15 protein-coding genes are annotated in these 18,197 nt (G+C 71.7%); 8 read left to right on the plus strand and 7 right to left on the minus strand.

Annotated elements, in window-relative coordinates; genetic code table 11:
- Positions 1-240: 240 nt before the first annotated feature.
- Positions 241-1,464, plus strand: a complete 1,224-nt coding sequence (locus CSR00_RS14615; protein WP_099023136.1) for an APC family permease — start codon at positions 241-243, stop codon at positions 1,462-1,464.
- Between the two features lie 4 nt (positions 1,465-1,468).
- Here the strand turns inward: CSR00_RS14615 and CSR00_RS14620 are convergent, their stop codons facing one another.
- Positions 1,469-3,145 (minus strand): SulP family inorganic anion transporter, encoded by a 1,677-nt coding sequence (locus CSR00_RS14620; RefSeq protein WP_099023137.1) that lies wholly within the window; start codon positions 3,143-3,145, stop codon positions 1,469-1,471.
- A 104-nt stretch (positions 3,146-3,249) separates the two neighbouring features.
- Here CSR00_RS14620 and CSR00_RS14625 point away from each other — a divergent pair, with 104 nt between their 5' ends.
- Positions 3,250-4,533 (plus strand): uracil-xanthine permease family protein, encoded by a 1,284-nt coding sequence (locus CSR00_RS14625; RefSeq protein ID WP_407662445.1) that lies wholly within the window; start codon positions 3,250-3,252, stop codon positions 4,531-4,533.
- A 5-nt stretch (positions 4,534-4,538) separates the two neighbouring features.
- Here the strand turns inward: CSR00_RS14625 and CSR00_RS14630 are convergent, their stop codons facing one another.
- A complete protein-coding gene (locus tag CSR00_RS14630; RefSeq protein ID WP_407662446.1) occupies positions 4,539-6,044 on the minus strand; it encodes a M28 family peptidase in 1,506 nt (501 codons plus the stop codon).
- A 26-nt stretch (positions 6,045-6,070) separates the two neighbouring features.
- Positions 6,071-7,576, minus strand: coding sequence for a M28 family metallopeptidase (locus CSR00_RS14635; protein WP_099023139.1), 1,506 nt, complete (start codon positions 7,574-7,576; stop codon positions 6,071-6,073).
- Between the two features lie 120 nt (positions 7,577-7,696).
- Between CSR00_RS14635 and CSR00_RS14640 the strand changes: the two genes are divergently transcribed.
- Complete coding sequence (locus CSR00_RS14640) at positions 7,697-8,182, plus strand: DUF1697 domain-containing protein (RefSeq protein ID WP_407662448.1); 486 nt, start codon at positions 7,697-7,699, stop codon at positions 8,180-8,182.
- 54 nt (positions 8,183-8,236) lie between these two features.
- On the opposite strand, the gene thiG is transcribed toward CSR00_RS14640, so the two are convergent.
- From thiG to thiO, 3 genes are read right to left on the minus strand one after another with little or no spacing between them, the layout of a single operon-like run.
- Complete coding sequence (thiG, locus tag CSR00_RS14645; protein ID WP_099023141.1) at positions 8,237-9,010, minus strand: thiazole synthase; 774 nt, start codon at positions 9,008-9,010, stop codon at positions 8,237-8,239.
- Entirely contained in the window at positions 9,003-9,200 is a 198-nt protein-coding gene (gene thiS, locus CSR00_RS14650) for a sulfur carrier protein ThiS (protein ID WP_099023142.1), read from the minus strand. The genes thiG and thiS overlap by 8 nt, the downstream gene beginning before the upstream one ends.
- Positions 9,197-10,255, minus strand: a complete 1,059-nt coding sequence (gene thiO, locus CSR00_RS14655) for a glycine oxidase ThiO (RefSeq protein WP_099023162.1) — start codon at positions 10,253-10,255, stop codon at positions 9,197-9,199. Before thiO ends, thiS begins: the two co-directional genes overlap by 4 nt.
- Positions 10,256-10,420: 165 nt before the next feature.
- Between thiO and thiE the strand changes: the two genes are divergently transcribed.
- Positions 10,421-11,107, plus strand: a complete 687-nt coding sequence (gene thiE, locus CSR00_RS14660) for a thiamine phosphate synthase (protein ID WP_328514713.1) — start codon at positions 10,421-10,423, stop codon at positions 11,105-11,107.
- Here thiE and CSR00_RS14665 read toward each other — a convergent pair.
- Positions 11,070-11,579, minus strand: coding sequence for an NUDIX hydrolase (locus CSR00_RS14665; protein WP_099023143.1), 510 nt, complete (start codon positions 11,577-11,579; stop codon positions 11,070-11,072). The two genes, thiE and CSR00_RS14665, sit on opposite strands and share 38 nt — an antisense overlap.
- Before the next feature lie 162 nt (positions 11,580-11,741).
- Here CSR00_RS14665 and glnX point away from each other — a divergent pair, with 162 nt between their 5' ends.
- The 4 genes from glnX (at position 11,742) to CSR00_RS14685 (ending at position 18,172) form a co-directional block, all read left to right on the plus strand.
- Positions 11,742-13,061, plus strand: coding sequence for a protein kinase G-activating protein GlnX (glnX, locus tag CSR00_RS14670; protein ID WP_099023144.1), 1,320 nt, complete (start codon positions 11,742-11,744; stop codon positions 13,059-13,061).
- A 5-nt stretch (positions 13,062-13,066) separates the two neighbouring features.
- Complete coding sequence (locus tag CSR00_RS14675; RefSeq protein WP_099023164.1) at positions 13,067-14,062, plus strand: glutamate ABC transporter substrate-binding protein; 996 nt, start codon at positions 13,067-13,069, stop codon at positions 14,060-14,062.
- Positions 14,063-14,157: 95 nt separating this feature from the next.
- Positions 14,158-16,428: a serine/threonine-protein kinase PknG gene (locus CSR00_RS14680; protein ID WP_099023165.1), complete on the plus strand. Its 2,271-nt coding sequence runs from the start codon at positions 14,158-14,160 to the stop codon at positions 16,426-16,428.
- 154 nt (positions 16,429-16,582) lie between these two features.
- Entirely contained in the window at positions 16,583-18,172 is a 1,590-nt protein-coding gene (locus tag CSR00_RS14685) for an LCP family protein (protein WP_099023145.1), read from the plus strand.
- The last annotated feature ends 25 nt before the right edge of the window (positions 18,173-18,197 follow it).

Here is an 18,197-nt window from a genome sequence, read left to right on the forward strand (position 1 = left end):
CGAGGTCTCGACAGGCGGTGCTACCCCGCGATGCCGTCGATGAGGCGGTCACAGACGATGTTCATCTCCTCGCGCGCGGTGCGCGGGTCCTCGGACCGCGACACGTAGAGCGCGGCCGCCGGCTGGCCGCGGCCTTCCCCACTCCGAGTTCATCGAGGTGCCGGGTGCGCGAACCTTTGTGAGCCTGGATAATCCGGGCATGGTGATCGACGCGATCGCACGGGTGAGCCCCGCCGTGAAGTGACCGGCGCGCTGTCGCGCCGGCTCGGACTGCTCGACGCCGTCACCGTCGGCCTCTCCTCGATGATCGGTGCGGGAGTGTTCGCCGCCTTCGCCCCCGCCGCCGCGGCCGCCGGGACGGGCCTGCTGGTCGCGCTCGGGGTCGCGGCCGTCGTGGCCTACTGCAACGCCATGTCCTCGGCGCGGCTGGCCGCCCGCTACCCCCGGTCCGGCGGCACCTACGTCTACGGGCGCGAACGGCTGGGCCCGTTCTGGGGATACCTGGCCGGGTTCAGCTTCGTGGTCGGCAAGACTGCCTCGTGTGCGGCGATGGCTCTGACCGCCGGCCTGTACCTGTGGCCGCAGCAGGCGCACCTGGTCGCCGCGGTGGCCGTCGCCGCGCTCACCGCGCTGTCGTGCAGCGGTATTCAGCGCACCGCGCTGACCGCCCGGCTGATCGTGGTGGCCGTGCTGGCGGTGCTGGCGGTGGTCGTCGTGGCGATCGCGGTCTCCGGACGGGCCGACCCCGCCCACCTGCAGCTCGCCGAGGTGGGCGCCGGCGGCGTGCTGCAGGCCGCGGGACTGCTGTTCTTCGCCTTCGCCGGCTACGCCCGCATCGCCACGCTGGGCGAGGAGGTCCGCGACCCGGCGCGGGTGATCCCGGCCGCGATCCCGCTGGCCCTGGGGATCACCCTGGTGGTCTACACCGCGGTGGCGGTCGCGGTGCTGGCCGCCCTGGGCGCTCAGGCGCTGGCGGGTTCGGCGGCCCCGCTGTCCGACGCGGTCGCCGCCGTGGGTCTGCACGGGCTGGACCCGGTGGTGCGTGCGGGTGCGGCCCTGGCCGCCCTGGGCGCCCTGCTGGCCCTGATCCTCGGTGTGTCCCGGACCGCGCTGGCGATGGCCCGCGACGGCCATCTGCCCGCCCGGCTGGCCTCGGTGTCCGGTTCGGGTGTGCCGCGCACCGTGGAGGTGACCGTCGGGATCGTGGTGGCGGTGCTGGCGGCCACCGCCGATCTGCGCGCCGCCCTGGGGTTCTCGTCGTTCGGGGTGTTGGTCTACTACGCGATCGCCAACTGTTCGGCCTGGTCCCTGCGGCGCTCGGTCATCCCGGTGGCGGGCCTGTTCGGTTGTGTCGTGCTGGCGGTGACGCTGCCGCGGGGGTCGGTGCTCACCGGCGCCGCGGTGCTGGCCGCCGGTGCCGCGCTGTACGGGATCCGGGCGGCGTTGCGCGCGCGACGGGCCTGACCGGCTACCGGTTGCGGAACGCCTCCACCGCGGTGGGCAGGGTCGCGAAGATCCGGTCCTCGCCGACCCGCTGCAGGAATCCCCCGGCCTCCAGGTCGTCGCGCAGATCCTGTTTGACCCTGGCCATCGCGAACACGATGCCGCGGGAGGTCAGTTCTCGGCGCAACTGCTCCAGGGCGTCGACCGCGGTCATGTCGGGGTCGATGTTGGCCTCGGAGTTGAGCACGAACCATTCCACCGGGACGGGGCTCTGATCGACCGCGGACAGCGCGCGCTGGCGGAAGTTCTCGGCGTTGGCGAAGAACAACGGTGCGTCGTAGCGGTAGACGACCAGGCCGGGCACCGGCATCGCCTCGGGGTAGTCGTCGATGTCGTGCATACCGGCCAGCCCCGGCACGTAGCCGAGCACCCCGTCGTGGGGGCGCGCGACGCGGCGCAGTACGTCCAGGATCGACAGCATGATCGCCACCAGCACCCCGTAGAGCACGCCCAGGGCCAGCACCGCCACCGTGGTGGCCAGCGCCAGCACCAATTCGCTGCGGCGGAACCGGGCCAGCCGGGCGAACTCGTCGACGTCGATCAGTTTCAGCGCCGCATAGATGACCAGTGCCCCCAGCGCGGGCATCGGGAAGTGCTCCAGCAGGCCGCGGCCGCCGAGCATCACCGCCACCACCGTGGCCAGCATCACCAGCGAGTACAGCTGGGTGCGGCTGCCCACGCTGTCGCCCAGCGCGGTGCGGCTTCCGCTGGAGCTGACCGGAAAGCCCTGGGTGACACCGGCGCTCAGGTTGCACACCCCCAACGCCCGCAACTCGGCGTTGACGTCGATGTTCTGTCCCTTGCGCGCGGCGAAGGTGCGTGCGGTCAGCGTGTTGTCCGAGAACGCCACCACCGCCACCCCGATCGCCGGGATCACCAGCGCGGCGAGATCGGCCGCGCCGACGTCGGGCAGCCCGGGGACCGGCAGCCCGGGCGGGATCCGGCCGACGACACGGATTCCGCTGTCGTCCAGGGCGAACACCATCACCACCCCGGCGGCCAGCAGCATCGCCAGCAGGGGCACCGGGAAGCGCGGAAAGATCCGGTAGACGACGACCAGCAGGGTCAGCACTCCCGCCGACAACAACACCGTCGGCGGGTGCCACTGCCCGATCTGGGTGACGAAGGACCGGACCTGGTCGACGAACTCCTCGCCCCGGACCGGTACGCCGGTCACCTTGCCCAACTGCCCGCCGATCATGATGGCCGCGACCCCGGTCATGTAGCCGATCAGCACCGGGCGCGACAGCAGATCGGCGAGGAATCCCAGCCGGGCCAGGCCCGCCAGCAGGCACATCCCGCCGACCAGCAGCGCCAGCACCGCGGCCATGGCCGCATAGCGTGCCGGGTCGCCGAGGGCCAGCGGCGCCAGCGCAGTGGCCGTCATCAGCGCGGTGGTGGACTCGGGTCCCACCGACAGCTGCCGGGAGGATCCCAGCAGCGCGTAGACGGCCATCGGCACCAGCGCCGCCCACAGTCCGGCCACCGGCGGCAGTCCCGCGACGGTGGCGTAGGCCATCACCTGGGGCACCAGATAGGCGGCCACGGTGATCCCGGCCAGCACGTCGCCGCGCAGCCACCGGCGCTGGTAGTGCCGCAGCCTGACCAGTCCGGGTGCCCATTCCGTCGCGCTCGCCGCCATCACCGGTGATTTTGACATCTCGGCCCGCGCCGTGTTCGGAACACGATTTCGCAGGACGTTTGAGGTGCGGGCCGGGCCGCCATGGTGTGTAGTCGGGAATCGTGATGCCGCTGAGTTGGATCCCGGTGCCGAGCCGCACCGACGAGGACTTCGTGGTCGCCCCGCACGAGCGCCTGAGCTGGCCCCGGACCATCGGGATCGGCGCCCAACACGTGGTCGCGATGTTCGGTGCGACGTTCCTGGTCCCGGTGCTCACCGGGTTTCCGCCCGCCACCACGCTGTTGTTCTCCGGGGTGGGCACCCTGCTGTTCCTGGTCATCACCGGGAACCGGCTGCCCAGCTACCTGGGATCGAGTTTCTCGGTGATCGCCCCGGTGACCGCCGCGGCGGCCTCCGACGGCCCCGGGGGCGCGCTGGCCGGCATCGTCGCCGTCGGGGTGCTGCTCGTGGTCATCGGTGTGGTGGTGCACCTGGTGGGCACGCGGTGGATCGACCTGGTGCTGCCGCCGGTGGTCACCGGAGCGATCGTCGCACTGATCGGATTCAACCTGGCCCCGGCGGCCAAGTCGAACTTCGAGCAGGGCCCGCTGGTCGGCATCGTCACCCTCGTGCTGCTGGTGGCCGCGCTGGCGTTCTTCCGCGGCCTGCTGGGCCGCCTGGCCATCTTCCTGGCGGTGGCGCTGGGCTATCTGCTGGCGTTGGTTCTCGGCGAGGTGGACACCGCCGGGATCGGCGCCGCGTCGTGGATCGGCCTGCCCGAATTCCAGACGCCGACCTTCACCCTCTCGGTGCTGCCGATGTTCCTGCCCGCGGTGATCGCCCTGGTCGCCGAGAACATCGGGCACGTGAAGTCGGTCGGACAGATGACGGGCACCGACACCGACCCGGTGACCGGCCGCGCACTGGCCGCCGACGGCGTGGCCACGGTGCTGGCCGGGGTCGGCGGCGGCTCGGCCACCACCACCTACGCCGAGAACATCGGCGTGATGGCCGCCACGCGCGTCTATTCGACGGCCGCGTACTGGGTGGCCGGGCTCGTCGCCATCGGGCTGTCGCTGTGCCCGAAGGTGGGCGCGACCATCTCGGCGATCCCCGCCGGGGTGCTGGGCGGTGCGACGGTGGTGCTCTACGGCCTGGTCGGTGTGCTCGGCGTGCGGATCTGGCTGACCAACCGCGTCGACTTCTCGCGGCCGATCAACCAGATGACCGCGGCCATCGCGCTGATCATCGGCATCGCCGACTTCACCTGGCAGATCGGCGGTCTCACGTTCACCGGCATCGCGCTCGGGTCGATCGCGGCGCTGCTGGTCTACCACGGCATGCGGCTGCTGGGGCTGCTGCGCGGCGGGCATCCCGAGGCGGTGCCCACCGACGATGTCGTTGGTTGATGTCGTCAGGGCGCCAAGGCAGCCCGGTGCCGCCGGTCGCGCGCCGGCACCCCGTTGACGCCGTCGATCGACTGGGCATAGGTGGCCACCGCGAACGCCGCCGCGGGGGCGGTCACCGCCAGCGCCTCGCGGTTGACCGCGGCGACGTCGTCGCCGGCGGTGTGGTAGTTCGGGTCGAAGGGCCGGCCGGCCGTGCCGTCCCACAACCGGGCCTGGGTGTTGGTCATGGTCTGGTCCGCTCCGGTGGTCACGCCGCCGATCGGCACCCCCGCGGTCAGGAACGGGCTGTAGTCGGTGTCGGCGGCCAGCGGCATGTCCGCGGGCCGCCGGCCCGCCAGGTTGAGGTAGCCGGCCAGGGTCCGCTCGATGCCGGCCGAGCCGGCCGGGACGTCGTCGGGGTCGACCTGCGGGCTGACCGGCCCGGACTGGTCGCCGTCGTAGGTGAAGTAGCCGGCGTTGGGTGAGGCGAGCATGTCGAAGTTCAGGTAGAGCGCGATGTCGTTGAGGTCCGTGCGGCTCAGGCCGAAGACGTAGTCGACCGACCCGGCCAGGCGCCGTTCCTCGGCACCCCAGAACGCGAACCGCACGGCGTTGGCGGTCTCCGGCGCCGGCCCCAGCTGCAGCGCGGTCTCCAGCACCGCGGCGACCCCGGAACCGTCGTCGTTGATGCCCGGCCCCTCGGCCACGCTGTCCAGGTGCGCGCCGACGACCACCACGTCGTGTTGTGACCCGGTTCTGGTCTGGGCCAACACGTTGTGGGAGACCACCTTGACGACCTCGGTGTCCAGCAGCAGCCGCACCGGCGCCGAGGTGCGGCGCATCGCGGATCCGGCCTCCGGCCCGGCCACCGCGACGGGGATCGTCATCCCCTCGTAGTAGCCGTGTCCGAACAGTCCGGGTGGGCTGCCGTTGCGGCCGCCCTCGCTGATCACCACCAGCGCGGCGGCCCCCCTGGCCACGGCGGCGTCGTGCTTGGCGACCACCGAGCACCCGGTGTCGTCGACGACGGCGATTCCGCCGGGGGCGACAGATCCCGGGGTTCCCGGATAGTCCGCCGGTGAGCAGCCCGCACTGTTCCGCGGGACGAGCACCCTGCCGCGCACCCCGTCGGCCGGTGTCCGCAGCAGCAGCGAGGCCTGGTCCACCTCGTAGGTGCGGCCGCCGACGGTCAGCCTCGGATGCCCGGGCTGCAGCGTCTCCAACCGCTGGAACTGCGGTGTCTGAACGTCAAAGCCCCTGTTGCGCAGGGCCGTCACCACGTAGTCGACGCTGGCGTCGAAGCCCGCGGTGCCGTCGGCGCGGGTGCCGCGGTGCTCGTCGGCGATGGCCTGCAGCCGCTGCAGGTGCTCGACGAGGGCGTCCACCTTGACCGCGGCGGCCAGCTGCCGGGCGAAACTCATGGCCGGCTCGGGCGGTTCGGCGCCGTGGTTCCCCGCGGCGCAGGAGGTGAGCAGCAACAGCGCCGACAGGGCCGCGGCGAGGGACCCGGCAGCGCGCGGACGGAGCGTCACCTGCACAGGGTAGTCCCGCTCACCGGTCAGGATTCCTTGATGGCGTGCCGGGTGCGGTCAGCGCGGTCCGGGATCCCGTTGCGTCCGCTGAGGTCCTGGGCGTACAGGCCGACCGCGAAGGCCACCCCGCCGCCCTGGATCGCCAGGCAGTCCTGGTCGATGTTGTCGATGGTGTCGCCGGCCTTGTGGTAGTTCGGGTCGTAGGGTTCGTCGGCCTGTCCGCCCCACAGCTGGGCCTGTTCGGCCGTCTTCTTCTGCTCCGCCCCGGCGAACAACCCGCCGGAGGGGACACCGGCCCGGGTGAAGGCGTCGTAGTCGGAGCGCCCGTCGAATTCGGTGTCCTGGGCGGGCTTGCCCGCCGAATTCAGGTATTCGACCAGGGTGCGTTCGATACCCGCCGAGCCCTCGGGGACGCGCGGAACCTGCTGACCCGACTCCCGGGGGGCGGACTGGTCGCCGTCGTAGGTGAAATACCCGGCGTTCGGCGAGGCCAGCATGTCGAAGTTCAGGTACAGGGCGATGTCCTTGAGCCCCTCGACGCTCAGCGTCTCGATATAGCTGCGCGAACCCACCAACCCGAGTTCCTCGGCGCCCCAGAACGCGAACCGCACGGCGTTGCGCACCGGCGGGGTGGGCCCCATCTGCAGCGCCGTCTCCAGCACGGCGGCGACCCCGGACCCGTCGTCGTTGATGCCCGGCCCCTCGGGGACGCTGTCGAGGTGGGCGCCGGCCATCACCACGTTCTCGGTGGACCCGGTCTTGGTCTGGGCGATCACGTTCCGGGCGGTCACGTCGCGGACGCTGGCGTTCAGCGCGACGGTGACCGCTCCGCTGTATCCGCGCAGCGCCGCACCGTCGGGCTTGGTCACCGACACCACCGGGATCGTGACCTCGGTGTCCTCCCCCAGCGTGCCGCCCATGGTCTCCTCGTCGACGTTGTCGGCGATGATCAGCGCGGCGGCGCCGCGCTGGGCGGCGGCGGCCAGCTTCTCGGAGAACGGGCAGGTACCGCGGTCGACGAGCACCACCGCACCGGCCACCGGCAGCCCGTCGTAGTCCGAGGCCGTGCACCCGGGGGTGTCCTCGACCGGGGCGGGCACCAGCGGCCCGCGCACACCGTCCCCGGACGTCCCGACGGTGTATTGCAGCGGACGCGCCTCGTACCGGGCCCCACCGGCGCTGATCGTGCCGGGCTCGGACTCGGAGACCCGGAAGGTGAACTCGGGGGTCTGCACGTCGAAGCCCCTGTCACGCAACGCGTTGGCGACGAAGTCGACGCTGGCCCGGTAGCCGGGGGTTTCCACGGCCCGGGTGCCGCCGTTGGCGTCGGCGATGTCCTGCAGCGTGTGCAGGTGGCCCATCATCGCCTCGACGCCGACCCGCTGGCGCAGATCGCCGGCGTAGCTCGCCGCCTCGGGGTGCGCGGCGGTCGGCGCGGCCGGCTGGGCCGACCGGGCCGACCCACCGCACCCGGCCATCAACACCGCGACCGTCATGGCGGCCAACCCGACGGTCCATGTCCTGCGCACCATTTCACCCAGACTAGAGGACCGGGGCGCGGGGCCGGCGCGTTCGGCACCGTGCACACTCGGGAGGTGGCCTCACGCGTACTGTTCCTGCGCGCCGTCAACGTCGGCGGCGCCACATTGCCGATGGCCGGGCTGCGGGCGCTGGCCACCGAGCTCGGCGCCCGCGACGTCTCGACCTACATCGCGTCGGGGAACCTGCTGTGCAGCCCACCCGGTGACGCCGACGAGTTCGACCGGGCGCTGGAGTCGGCGGTCGAGACGAAGTACGGGTTCTTCCGGGAGGTGATCAGCCGCACCCCCGAGCAGCTGCGCGACGCACTGGAGGCCCATCCGTTCGAGGTCGTCGAGGACCGCTTCTCCTATGTGTACTTCCTGACCGGCACCCCGGAGGAACCGGCCGTCCGGGCGTTCGAGGCCCGGGTGCAGCGGAGCGAGTTCGGCGCCGACGAGGCCCGCGTGCTCGGCAGCGACCTGCACATCCGGTACGCCGCCGGTGCGGGCCGGTCGAATCTGGACGCCCGCACCATCGCCAGGGAGCTCGGGGTGCAGGGCACCGGGCGCAACCTGGCCACGGTGCGCAGGGTCATCGGGCTCGGCGCGGGTGAGTGACCACCGACTCCCCGGCACGGCCATTCCGGTGGTGTCGGGTGAAACGGTGCCGGGTCACGAGGCCGAGACGGCTCCCGTCGGGCTCGATGCCTGCGCCCAGAACCGCTTGGGGATCCGGCCGGCGTGCCGGGCCAGGTAGCCGGCGGTCACCCCGGCGGCCATCGCGGCGGCCATCGCCGGCGGGTCCGCCGAGCGGGTGACCGCGGTGGCCAGCAGTACCGCGTCGCAGCCCAGTTCCATCGCCAGGGCGGCGTCGCTGGCCGTGCCGATCCCGGCGTCGAGGATCACCGGGACCCCCGCCTGGTCGACGATCATCTCGATGTTGTGCGGGTTGGCGATGCCCAGCCCGGTCCCGATCGGGGAGCCCAACGGCATCACCGCCGCGCACCCGGTGTCCTCCAGCCGCCGGGCCAGCACCGGGTCATCGGTGGTGTAGGGCAGCACGACGAATCCGTCGTCGACCAGTTGCTCTGCGGCGCGGACCAATTCGACCGCATCGGGCAGCAGCGTGCGCTCGTCGGCGATCACCTCCAGCTTGACCCAGTCCGTGCCGAGCGCCTCGCGCGCGAGCTGCGCGGTCAGCACGGCCTCCGCGGCGCCCCGGCAGCCGGCGGTGTTGGGCAGCGGGGTGATCCCGAGCCGTCCGAGCAGATCCAGCACCCCGGTGCCGCCCTCGGCGTCCACCCGGCGCATCGCCACGGTGGTCAGTTCGGTTCCGGAGGCCACCAGCGCCTCCTCGAGCACCGCCAGGTTGGCGGCACCCCCGGTGCCCATGATCAGCCGCGATCCGAAGGTGCGCCCGGCGATCTCCAGCATCGAGTCAGCCACCCTGCACCGCCGTGACCACCTCGACGCGGGCACCCTCGGGAAGGGTCGTCGCCCAGTCCGAACGCGGGATGACCGTCCAGTTCAGGGCCACGGCGATGCCCTTGTCGGGGAACCCGAGCCGCTCCAGCAGCGCGGCGACCGAGGTCGACTCGTCGACCTGGATCTCCTCGTCGTTGACGATCACCCTCATGTCCTGACCTTCACATCCGTTCTCAGTTCGTCCACCAGCTCCGCCAGCACACGCTCGGCGGTCCAGGGGGCCAGCAGGAAGCCCGACCGCCCGTGGCCGGCGGCCACCAGTGTCCGCTCATCCAGCCGCCCCACCAAGGGGACCCCGTCCGGGGTCATGGGTCGCAGCCCCGCCGAGCACTCGGCCAGCTCGTACTCGCCCAGCGCCGGAACCACCGCGCAGGCGTCGTCGAGCAGTTCCCGCGCCCCGGTGACCGAGACGGCGGTGTCGCGTCCGTGCTCGTACTGGGTGGCCCCCACCACCACGCCGTCGCCGCGCGGCACCAGGTACACCTGCCTGCCGTGGACGCGGGCGCGGATCACCCGCCGCGGCGGCGGCATGCAGCCCTTGCGCCACCGCAGCCGCAGCACCTCACCCTTCACCGGGCGGATCGGCAGGCCGGGCCACAGCGTCGGCGCGTCGACGCCGTTGGCGATCACGGTCATCTCGGCATCGGCATCGGCCTCGGCGAGGTCGGCGACCGGCGGCGCCCATTCGACGCCGAGCCGGTCGCAGTGCTCCGCCAACGCGCGAACAACCAGCCGGTTGTCGACGGCGAGCTCGGTGCCGGCCGCGAACCCGTGCCGGATGCCCTGGGCCAGAAGGGGTTCGATGTCACGGGCGGCGGTGGTCGTGGTGACCGGGTGGCCCTGGGCGGCCAGCCACTCGGCCACCGTGCGCAGGTCGGCGGCGTCGGCCCGGTCCACGGCGACCACCAGCGACTCGTGGGCGGTGAACACCTCGGCGGGCAGGCCGTCGCGGTAGCTGCCCGGCCCCTCGAGGCGCCACAACCGCAGCGACTCCAGGCCGATCCGCAGCAGGGCGTCCTCTCCCGGCCAGCCCTCACTGTGCGGGGCCAGCATGCCTCCGGCCACCCAGGAGGCGCCGGGCTCGTCGCTGCGGTGCACCCGCACTCGCCAGCCCTGTTGGGCGGCCCGGCGGGCCACCGACAGGCCGATGACGCCGCCGCCGATGACGGCCAGCGACCGGGTGGCCCGCGCCGGAGACGCTGTCATGGGTTTCCTCCCTTCGCCGGCATGACCCGGATCAGGTGCAACGGTCAGGGCGGTGTCCTGTTCCCCGCGGAAAACTCCGTGAACTCCGCGGAAGACGAGTGCCCACTCTCAGTCCCGTTTCCCCGGGACTCCCGTGTGTACGGCCCTCCACAGTACCCTCGCGGGGTGACTCGACACCCGGAGCCGCTGCCGCTGGACCGCCTGGCCGGAGCACGTCTCTACCTGTGCACCGACGCCCGCCGCGAGACCGGCGACCTGGCCGAATTCGCCGACGCCGCGCTGGCCGGCGGCGTGGACATCATTCAGCTGCGGGACAAGGGCTCGGTCGGCGAACAGCGGTTCGGGCAGCTGGAGGCCCGCCAGGAGCTGGCCGCGCTGGAGATCCTGCTCGACGCGGCCCACCGCCACGGCGCCCTGGTGGCCGCCAACGACCGCGCCGACGTCGCCCGCGCGGCCGGAGCCGATGTGCTGCACCTGGGCCAGGACGACCTGCCGCTGCAGGTGGCGCGCGACATCGTCGGCGCCCGCGTCGTGATCGGCCGCTCCACCCACGATGTCGAACAGGTGGGCACCGCCACGGTCGAGGAGGTCGACTACTTCTGCGTGGGGCCGTGCTGGCCGACGCCGACCAAACCGGGCCGCCCCGCGCCCGGCCTTGACCTGGTGCGGGCCGCGGCCTCGCTGCAGACCGCCAAGCCGTGGTTCGCCATCGGCGGGATCGACGAGCAGCGGCTGCCGGAGGTGCTGGCCGCCGGCGCCAGGCGCGTGGTGGTGGTCCGCGCCATCACCGGGGCCGAGGACCCGCGAGCGGCGGCTAGTCGTCTGTCGGCAGCGTTGCGAGCAGCGGGATAGTCGCGGCCACCTCGCGCAACCGCGGCCAGCTGGCGGCGAAACCGGGGTGCAGCGGCAGCCCGGCGACCTCGTCCTCGGCCACCCAGCGCAGCTCGGAGCTCTCCCGGTTGGGAACGGTGTCGAGCATCGCCGGCGCGTCGGCGATGACGGTGGTGTAGGTCCACTGGGTGCCCCCGGAGCCGACCACCTCGGCGGTGACGACGCTGACCCGCACGGTCAGTGCGGCCGAGGTCAGCCCGGCCTCCTCGTGGGCCTCCCGCACCGCGGCCTGTTCCGGGGTCTCGTGACTGTCGCGGGCGCCCCCCGGCAGCCCCCACGTCCCGCCCTGGTGGCTCCACGGCGCCCGATGCTGCAGCAGCACCGCCGATCCGTCCGGGTGCGGGGCCCGCAGCAGCAGCCCGGCCGCGCCGTGCCGGCCCCAGAAGTGCGCACCGGTGTCGGACAGCACCCACCCGTCTCCGTCACCGCGCACGCGCTCAAGGATAAGCAGGTGCACAGCTTCGCGTGCGGGCCCGCACGGACGCCGCGCCGCCGAACCCGATCCGCCACATCCGTCACACCATTGCTCTTAGAATCTCTTTATAGAGTGGGACAGGTCGGAACAAGCCGGACGACACGAAGGTAGGTCCGCAAGGTGACGGTTGAGCTGGCGCATCCGTCGACCGAGCCGCTGGCGTCCCGGTCGCCGACCCGCCCCGCCCACCCGCGCTGGTGGTTCCTGTGGACCACCCCGGGCCGCATCCTGCTGATCGGGTTCATCCTGGCCACGCTCGGCGTGTCCAGCGCCTTCGCCACGTCCACCACCATCGACCAGCGCCAGCAGCAGCTGACCACGGTGCTCAACCACACCGAGCCGCTGTCCTTCGCCGCGGGCCGGCTCTACACCACGCTGTCGGTCGCCGACGCGGCCGCGGCGACGGCCTTCATCGCCGGGGTGGAGCCCAGGCCGGTGCGGCAGCGCTACGAACAGGCGATCACCGACGCCGCGGTCGCCCTCACCCAGGCCTCCAGCGGGCTCACCGACGAATCGATGCAGGAACTGCTGGGCCGGATCAACGCCAACCTGGCCGTCTACACCGGCCTGATCGAGACGGCACGCACCAACAACCGGTCGGGCAACCCGGTCGGCTCGTCCTACCTGTCGGAGGCCTCGGGGCTGATGCAGGGCACCATCCTGCCCGACGCGCAGCGGTTGTATCAGGACACCTCGTCGCGGGTGGACGCCGAGACCACCGCGTCCACCCGCATCCCGGCGCCGGTCATCCTCGTCGTCGCGACGACGATCGTGTTCGGGGCATTCGCGCACCGCTGGCTGGCCCGCCGGACACGCCGCCGGGTCAACATCGGTCTCGTCGCGGGCGGGCTGGCCATCGCGATTATGGTGGGATGGGTGGGCACGGCTCTGGCCATCTCCACCGCGGGCAGTCGCAGCGCCAAGAACACCGCGGCGGAATCACTGAAAACCGTCACCAACCTCGCCATCACGGCACAGCAGGCCCGGGCCGACGAGACGCTGTCGTTGATTCGGCGTGGCGACGAGGACGTCCGCAAGCAGTCCTACTACCAGCGCATCGACACCATGAAACAGCAGCTCGCCGACTACCTGGCCCGTGACGACGCGATCGACAAGTCCGACCTGGCCAACGCCAGCGCACTGCTGGACCGCTGGCGGGCCGCCGACGAGCGGATCAACGCCTACATCTCGGTGGGCAACTATCAGGCCGCCACCCAGGTGGCGCTGGGCACCGGTGAGGACGATTCGACGCCGGCCTTCGACAAGCTGGAGGCCGCACTCGACGGCGGCATCCAGGAGAGCCGCGAGCAGCTGCGCGACGACATCCTCAACGCCCGCCGGGTGCTCTCGGGCGCCACCATCGGCGGGGTGGTGCTCTCGCTGGGCGCGGCGATCGCGGTGGCCCTGGGTCTGTGGCCCCGGTTGAGCGAGTACGGGTGATCGCGATGACCATCACCCGGCCCCGCCTCCGGACATCGGCCAGGACCGTGGTCTGCCTGCTGGCGGTGCTGGCCACGGTGCTCTCCGGGTGCGCCCAGTCGCAGTCGACGGCGGTGGTGCCCAGCCTGACGCTGCCGCCGCCCACGCCGGCGGGGATGCAGGAGATCAAGCCCGAAGGCCCACCGCCGCCACCGATCGACAACAGCGACTGCAACCTGACGGCCAGCCTGCGCCCGTTCCCCACCAAGGCCGAGGCCGACGCGGCGGTGGCCAACATCCGCAACCGGGGCCGGCTGATCGTCGGGCTCGACATCGGCAGCAACCTGTTCAGCTTCCGCGACCCCATCACCGGTGACATCACCGGATTCGACGTGGACATCGCCGGCGAGGTGGCCCGCGACATCTTCGGGACCCCGTCGCAGGTCGAGTACCGCATCCTGGCCTCGGGTGACCGCATCCATGCGCTGGAGCGCAACCAGGTCGACATCGTCGTCAAGACGATGAGCATCACCTGCGCCCGCCGCAAGCTGGTGAACTTCTCCACGGTGTATCTGACGGCCTACCAACGGATCCTGGTGCCGCGCGACTCCGCGATCAGCCAGGCCAGCGACCTCTCGGGCCGGCGGGTGTGTGTCGCGGAGGGCACCACCTCGCTCAAACGGGTCCAGGAGATCACGCCGGCACCGATCATCGTGTCGGTGGTGACCTGGGCCGACTGCCTGGTGGCGATTCAGCAGCGCCAGGTCGACGCGATCAGCACCGACGACACGATCCTGGCCGGGCTCGTCGCCCAGGACCCGTTCCTGCACATCGTCGGCCCGAGCATGGCGCAGGAGCCCTACGGCATCGGGATCAACCTGGAGAACACCGGGTTGGTGCGGTTCGTCAACGGCACCCTGGCGCGCATCCGCCGGGACGGAACCTGGTACACGCTGTACCGCAAGTGGCTGACCGTGCTCGGCCCGACACCGTCTCCGCCCCCGGCCCGGTACCTGGACTAGGCGCGCACATGGGGGAACCGCAGATCGACGACGAATACGACCCGGACGAGGGACCGGGCACCCAACCGGCCGTGAGGACCCAGCCGGCGGAATCCATGCTCGACCCCGAGACCGACTCTGAAGACGGCTCTGAAACGGACTCGGAAACGGACTCAGAAACCGGCCCGGAAACCGACTCTGAAACCGGTTCGGTGCCGACCCAGCGCCCGGTCGGCACGCAGGCGATCTTCCGGCCCGATTTCGACGACTCCGAACCGCTGTCGCATCCCACCGTCGACACCGAACCCACCGACACCACCACGGTGACCCGCGCCATCGCCCCGACGCGGCGCATCGGCGGCGGCCTGGTGGAGATCCCGCGGGTACCCGAGATCGATCCGCTCTCGGCGTTGATGACCAACCCCGTCGTCGCGGAGTCCAAGCGGTTCTGCTGGAACTGCGGCAAGCCGGTGGGCCGCTCCAGCCCGGACGGCAGGGCGCTCTCGGAGGGCTGGTGCCCGCACTGCGGCAGCCCGTATTCGTTCCTGCCGCAGCTGGGGCCCGGCGACATGGTCGCCGACCAGTACGAGATCAAGGGCTGCGTCGCCCACGGCGGGCTGGGCTGGATCTACCTGGCCGTCGACCACAACGTCAACGAGCGCCCGGTGGTGCTCAAGGGCCTGGTGCACTCCGGCGACGCCGAGGCGCAGGCCATCGCCATGGCCGAACGCCAGTTCCTGGCCGAGGTCGCCCACCCGTCGATCGTGAAGATCTTCAACTTCGTCGAACACTCCGACAAACACGGTGAACCCGTCGGGTTCATCGTGATGGAGTACGTCGGCGGCACCTCGCTCAAACAGGCCAAGGGCCAGCGTCTGCCGGTGAGCCAGGCCATCGCCTACATGCTGGAGATCCTGCCCGCGCTGGGCTATCTGCACTCCATCGGCCTGTGCTACAACGACCTCAAGCCCGAGAACATCATGCTCACCGGCGACCAGCTGAAGCTGATCGACCTCGGCGCGGTGTCACGGATCAACTCCTACGGCTACCTCTACGGCACCCCGGGCTATCAGGCACCCGAGATCGTGCGTACGGGTCCCACCGTGCAGACCGACATCTACACGGTGGGACGCACCCTGGCCGCGCTGACCCTGCAGATGCGCACCCGCAGGGGCCGCTACGTGCCGGGACTGCCCGAGGACGACCCGGTGTTGCAGCGCTACGACGGCTTCGCCCGGCTGCTGCGCCGGGCCATCGACCCCGATCCGCGGCGCCGGTTCGCCAGCGCCGACGAGATGTCGGCCCAGCTGCTCGGCGTGCTGCGCGAGGTGGTGGCCGTCGACACCGGGGTGCCCCGCCCGGGCCTGTCGGCGGTGTTCAGCCCGTCACGCTCGACGTTCGGGGTGGACCTGCTCATCGCCCACACCGATGTGTACCTCGACGGCCAGCCGCACTCGGAGAAGCTGACCGCCGCCGAGATCGTCACCGCGCTGCCGGTGCCGCTGGTCAACCCCACCGACGTCGGCGCCGCCGTGCTCTCGGCCACCGTGCTGTCCTCACCGGTGCAGACACTGGATTCGCTGCGCGCCGCCCGCCACGGCGCGCTGGACTCCGAGGGCATCGACCTGAGCGAGTCGGTGGAGCTGCCGCTGATGGAGGTGCGCGCACTGCTTGACCTCGGTGACGTCGCCAAGGCCACCCGCAAGCTCGACGACCTGGCCGCCCGCGTCGGCTGGCCGTGGCGGCTGGTGTGGTTCCGCGCCGTGTCGGAGCTGCTGAGCGCCGACTACGACTCGGCCACCAAGCATTTCACCGAGGTCCTCGACATACTGCCCGGCGAGCTGGCGCCCAAGCTGGCCCTGGCGGCCACCGCCGAGCTGGCCGGCAACACCGACGAGGAGAAGTTCTACAAGACGGTCTGGAACACCGACAACGGCGTCATCTCGGCCGGTTTCGGGTTGGCCCGGGCCCAGTCGGTGGCCGGCGAGCGCCAGGCGGCGGTGCGCACCCTCGACCAGGTGCCGCCCACCTCCCGCCACTTCACCACCGCACGGCTGACCAGCGCGGTCACCCTGTTGTCGGGGCGCTCGAGCAAGGAGCTCACCGAACAGCAGCTGCGCGACGCCGCCCGCCGGGTGGAGGCGCTGCCCGACACCGAGCCCCGGGTGCTGCAGTTGCGCGCCCTGGTGCTGGGCACCGCGATGGACTGGATCACCGACCACGAGGCCAGCAGCAACCACATCCTCGGATTCCCGTTCACCCAACATGGGCTGCAGCTGGGGGTGGAGGCCTCGTTGCGCGCCCTGGCCCGCGCCGCACCCACCCAGGCCCACCGCTACGCCCTGGTCGACATGGCCAACACGGTGCGGCCCCCGTCGACCTTCTAGTCCCCTGGGTCGGAGAACCCACCACCGCTACCGTGAGTGACGAGCGCGGCAACCGCGGGTTCGAGGGAACTTCGAGGGAACTTCGAGGGAGTGAAGAGCACCAACGGGTCTCAGCGACCTCTCATCTTGGTGCCGTAGCGTAACGGCGTTTGTCATGGTGGAAGGCGTTCGGAAGGCGTTCGGAAGGGCGGGTCAGGAGGTCACAGTGGCGCGAGCCTCCACGGGCCGTCATCGCCTGCCCAGGAACGATCGCGGTACCGCCGGGGTGGTCGGCCGGGTCCTGGTCGCCGTGGTGGCCGCCGCGGCGGTGCTGATCACCGGGACCGGCTGGTGGTACGTCCACGGCACCCTGGGGGGCATCACACTGTCGGGGGCCCTGGCCGACGACGCTCCCCGCTCGACGGGCGGGGCGATGAACATCCTGCTCATCGGCCTGGACTCGCGCAAGGACCAGGACGGCAACGACCTGCCTCGCGAGATCCTCGACCAGCTGCATGCCGGGGACTCCGAGGACGGCGGCTACAACACCAACACCCTGATCCTGGTGCACATCGGTGCCGACGACCGGGTTTCGGCGTTCTCGATTCCGCGTGACGACTACGTCGCCGTCGACGACATCCCCGGCTATCACCACATCAAGATCAAGGAGGCCTACGGGCTGACGAAGGCCGCCACCGAACAGCAGCTCGTCGACGACGGCGTGACCGACCGTCACGAGCTGGAGACCCGAGGCCGGGAGGCCGGACGCGCGGCCACCCTGGCCGCGGTGCGCAACCTGACCGGGGTGCCCATCGACTACTTCGCCGAGGTCAACCTGGCCGGCTTCTACGACCTCGCCTCCACCCTGGGCGGGGTGAAGGTGTGCCTGAAGGCTCCGGTGCACGACGACTACTCGGGCGCGGACTTCCCCGCCGGCGTGCAGACCCTCGACGCGGCCCAGGCGCTGGCGTTCGTGCGGCAGCGCCACGGCCTGACCAACGGCGACCTGGACCGCACCCACCGCCAGCAGGCCTTCCTGGTGTCGGTCATGCACCAGCTGCGCGATACGGGCACCTTCACCGACCTGAACAAGCTCGACGGCCTGATCGCCGTGGCGCGCAAGGATCTGGTGCTCTCCCGGGGGTGGGGCCAGGACCAGTTCCGCCGGCTCGGAGCCCTGGCCGACGGCGACGTCGAGTACCGCACCCTTCCGGTGGTGCGCTACGACACCATCAACGGCCAGGACGTCAACATCGTCTCGCCGCCGACGATCCGCCGCGAGGTGGCCGCCGCGTTCGCCGACGGTGCCTCGCCGGCACCGGACACCGGGGTCGCGGTGGACGTGGTGGACGCCAGCGGCAGCACCGACGCCGGCACCCGGCTGGCCGCCGTGCTGGCCGGCCACGACTACCGCATCGGCGCGGTGAGCACCGACGAGTCCGCGGCCACCACCTCGGTCGTCGACTACGGCGCGGGGGCCGCACGCAGCGCCCGCGCGCTGGGCCTGCTGCTGGGTGTGCGTCCCGCCTCGCAGGCCGACCCCGATCTGGGCCGCGACCGGATGCGGGTCACCGTGGCCGACGACTACACGCCGTTGGAGACCCCGTCCGCGGCCGGGACGGAACCCCTCGCCGACTACAGCGCCATCCCGGGTGCCATCCCGGGTGCCGCCTCGGGCGCGACCTCCGCGGACACCAGCTCGGCGCCGCCCACCCCCGACGAGGGGGCACCGGTCACCAACGACGGCATTCCCTGTGTGAACTGACGCGCGTACCGACGCCGCGGCCGCC

Origin of the sequence: Mycolicibacterium palauense, assembly GCF_002592005.1 — a bacterium.
In the GTDB taxonomy this organism is placed as follows: domain Bacteria; phylum Actinomycetota; class Actinomycetes; order Mycobacteriales; family Mycobacteriaceae; genus Mycobacterium; species Mycobacterium palauense.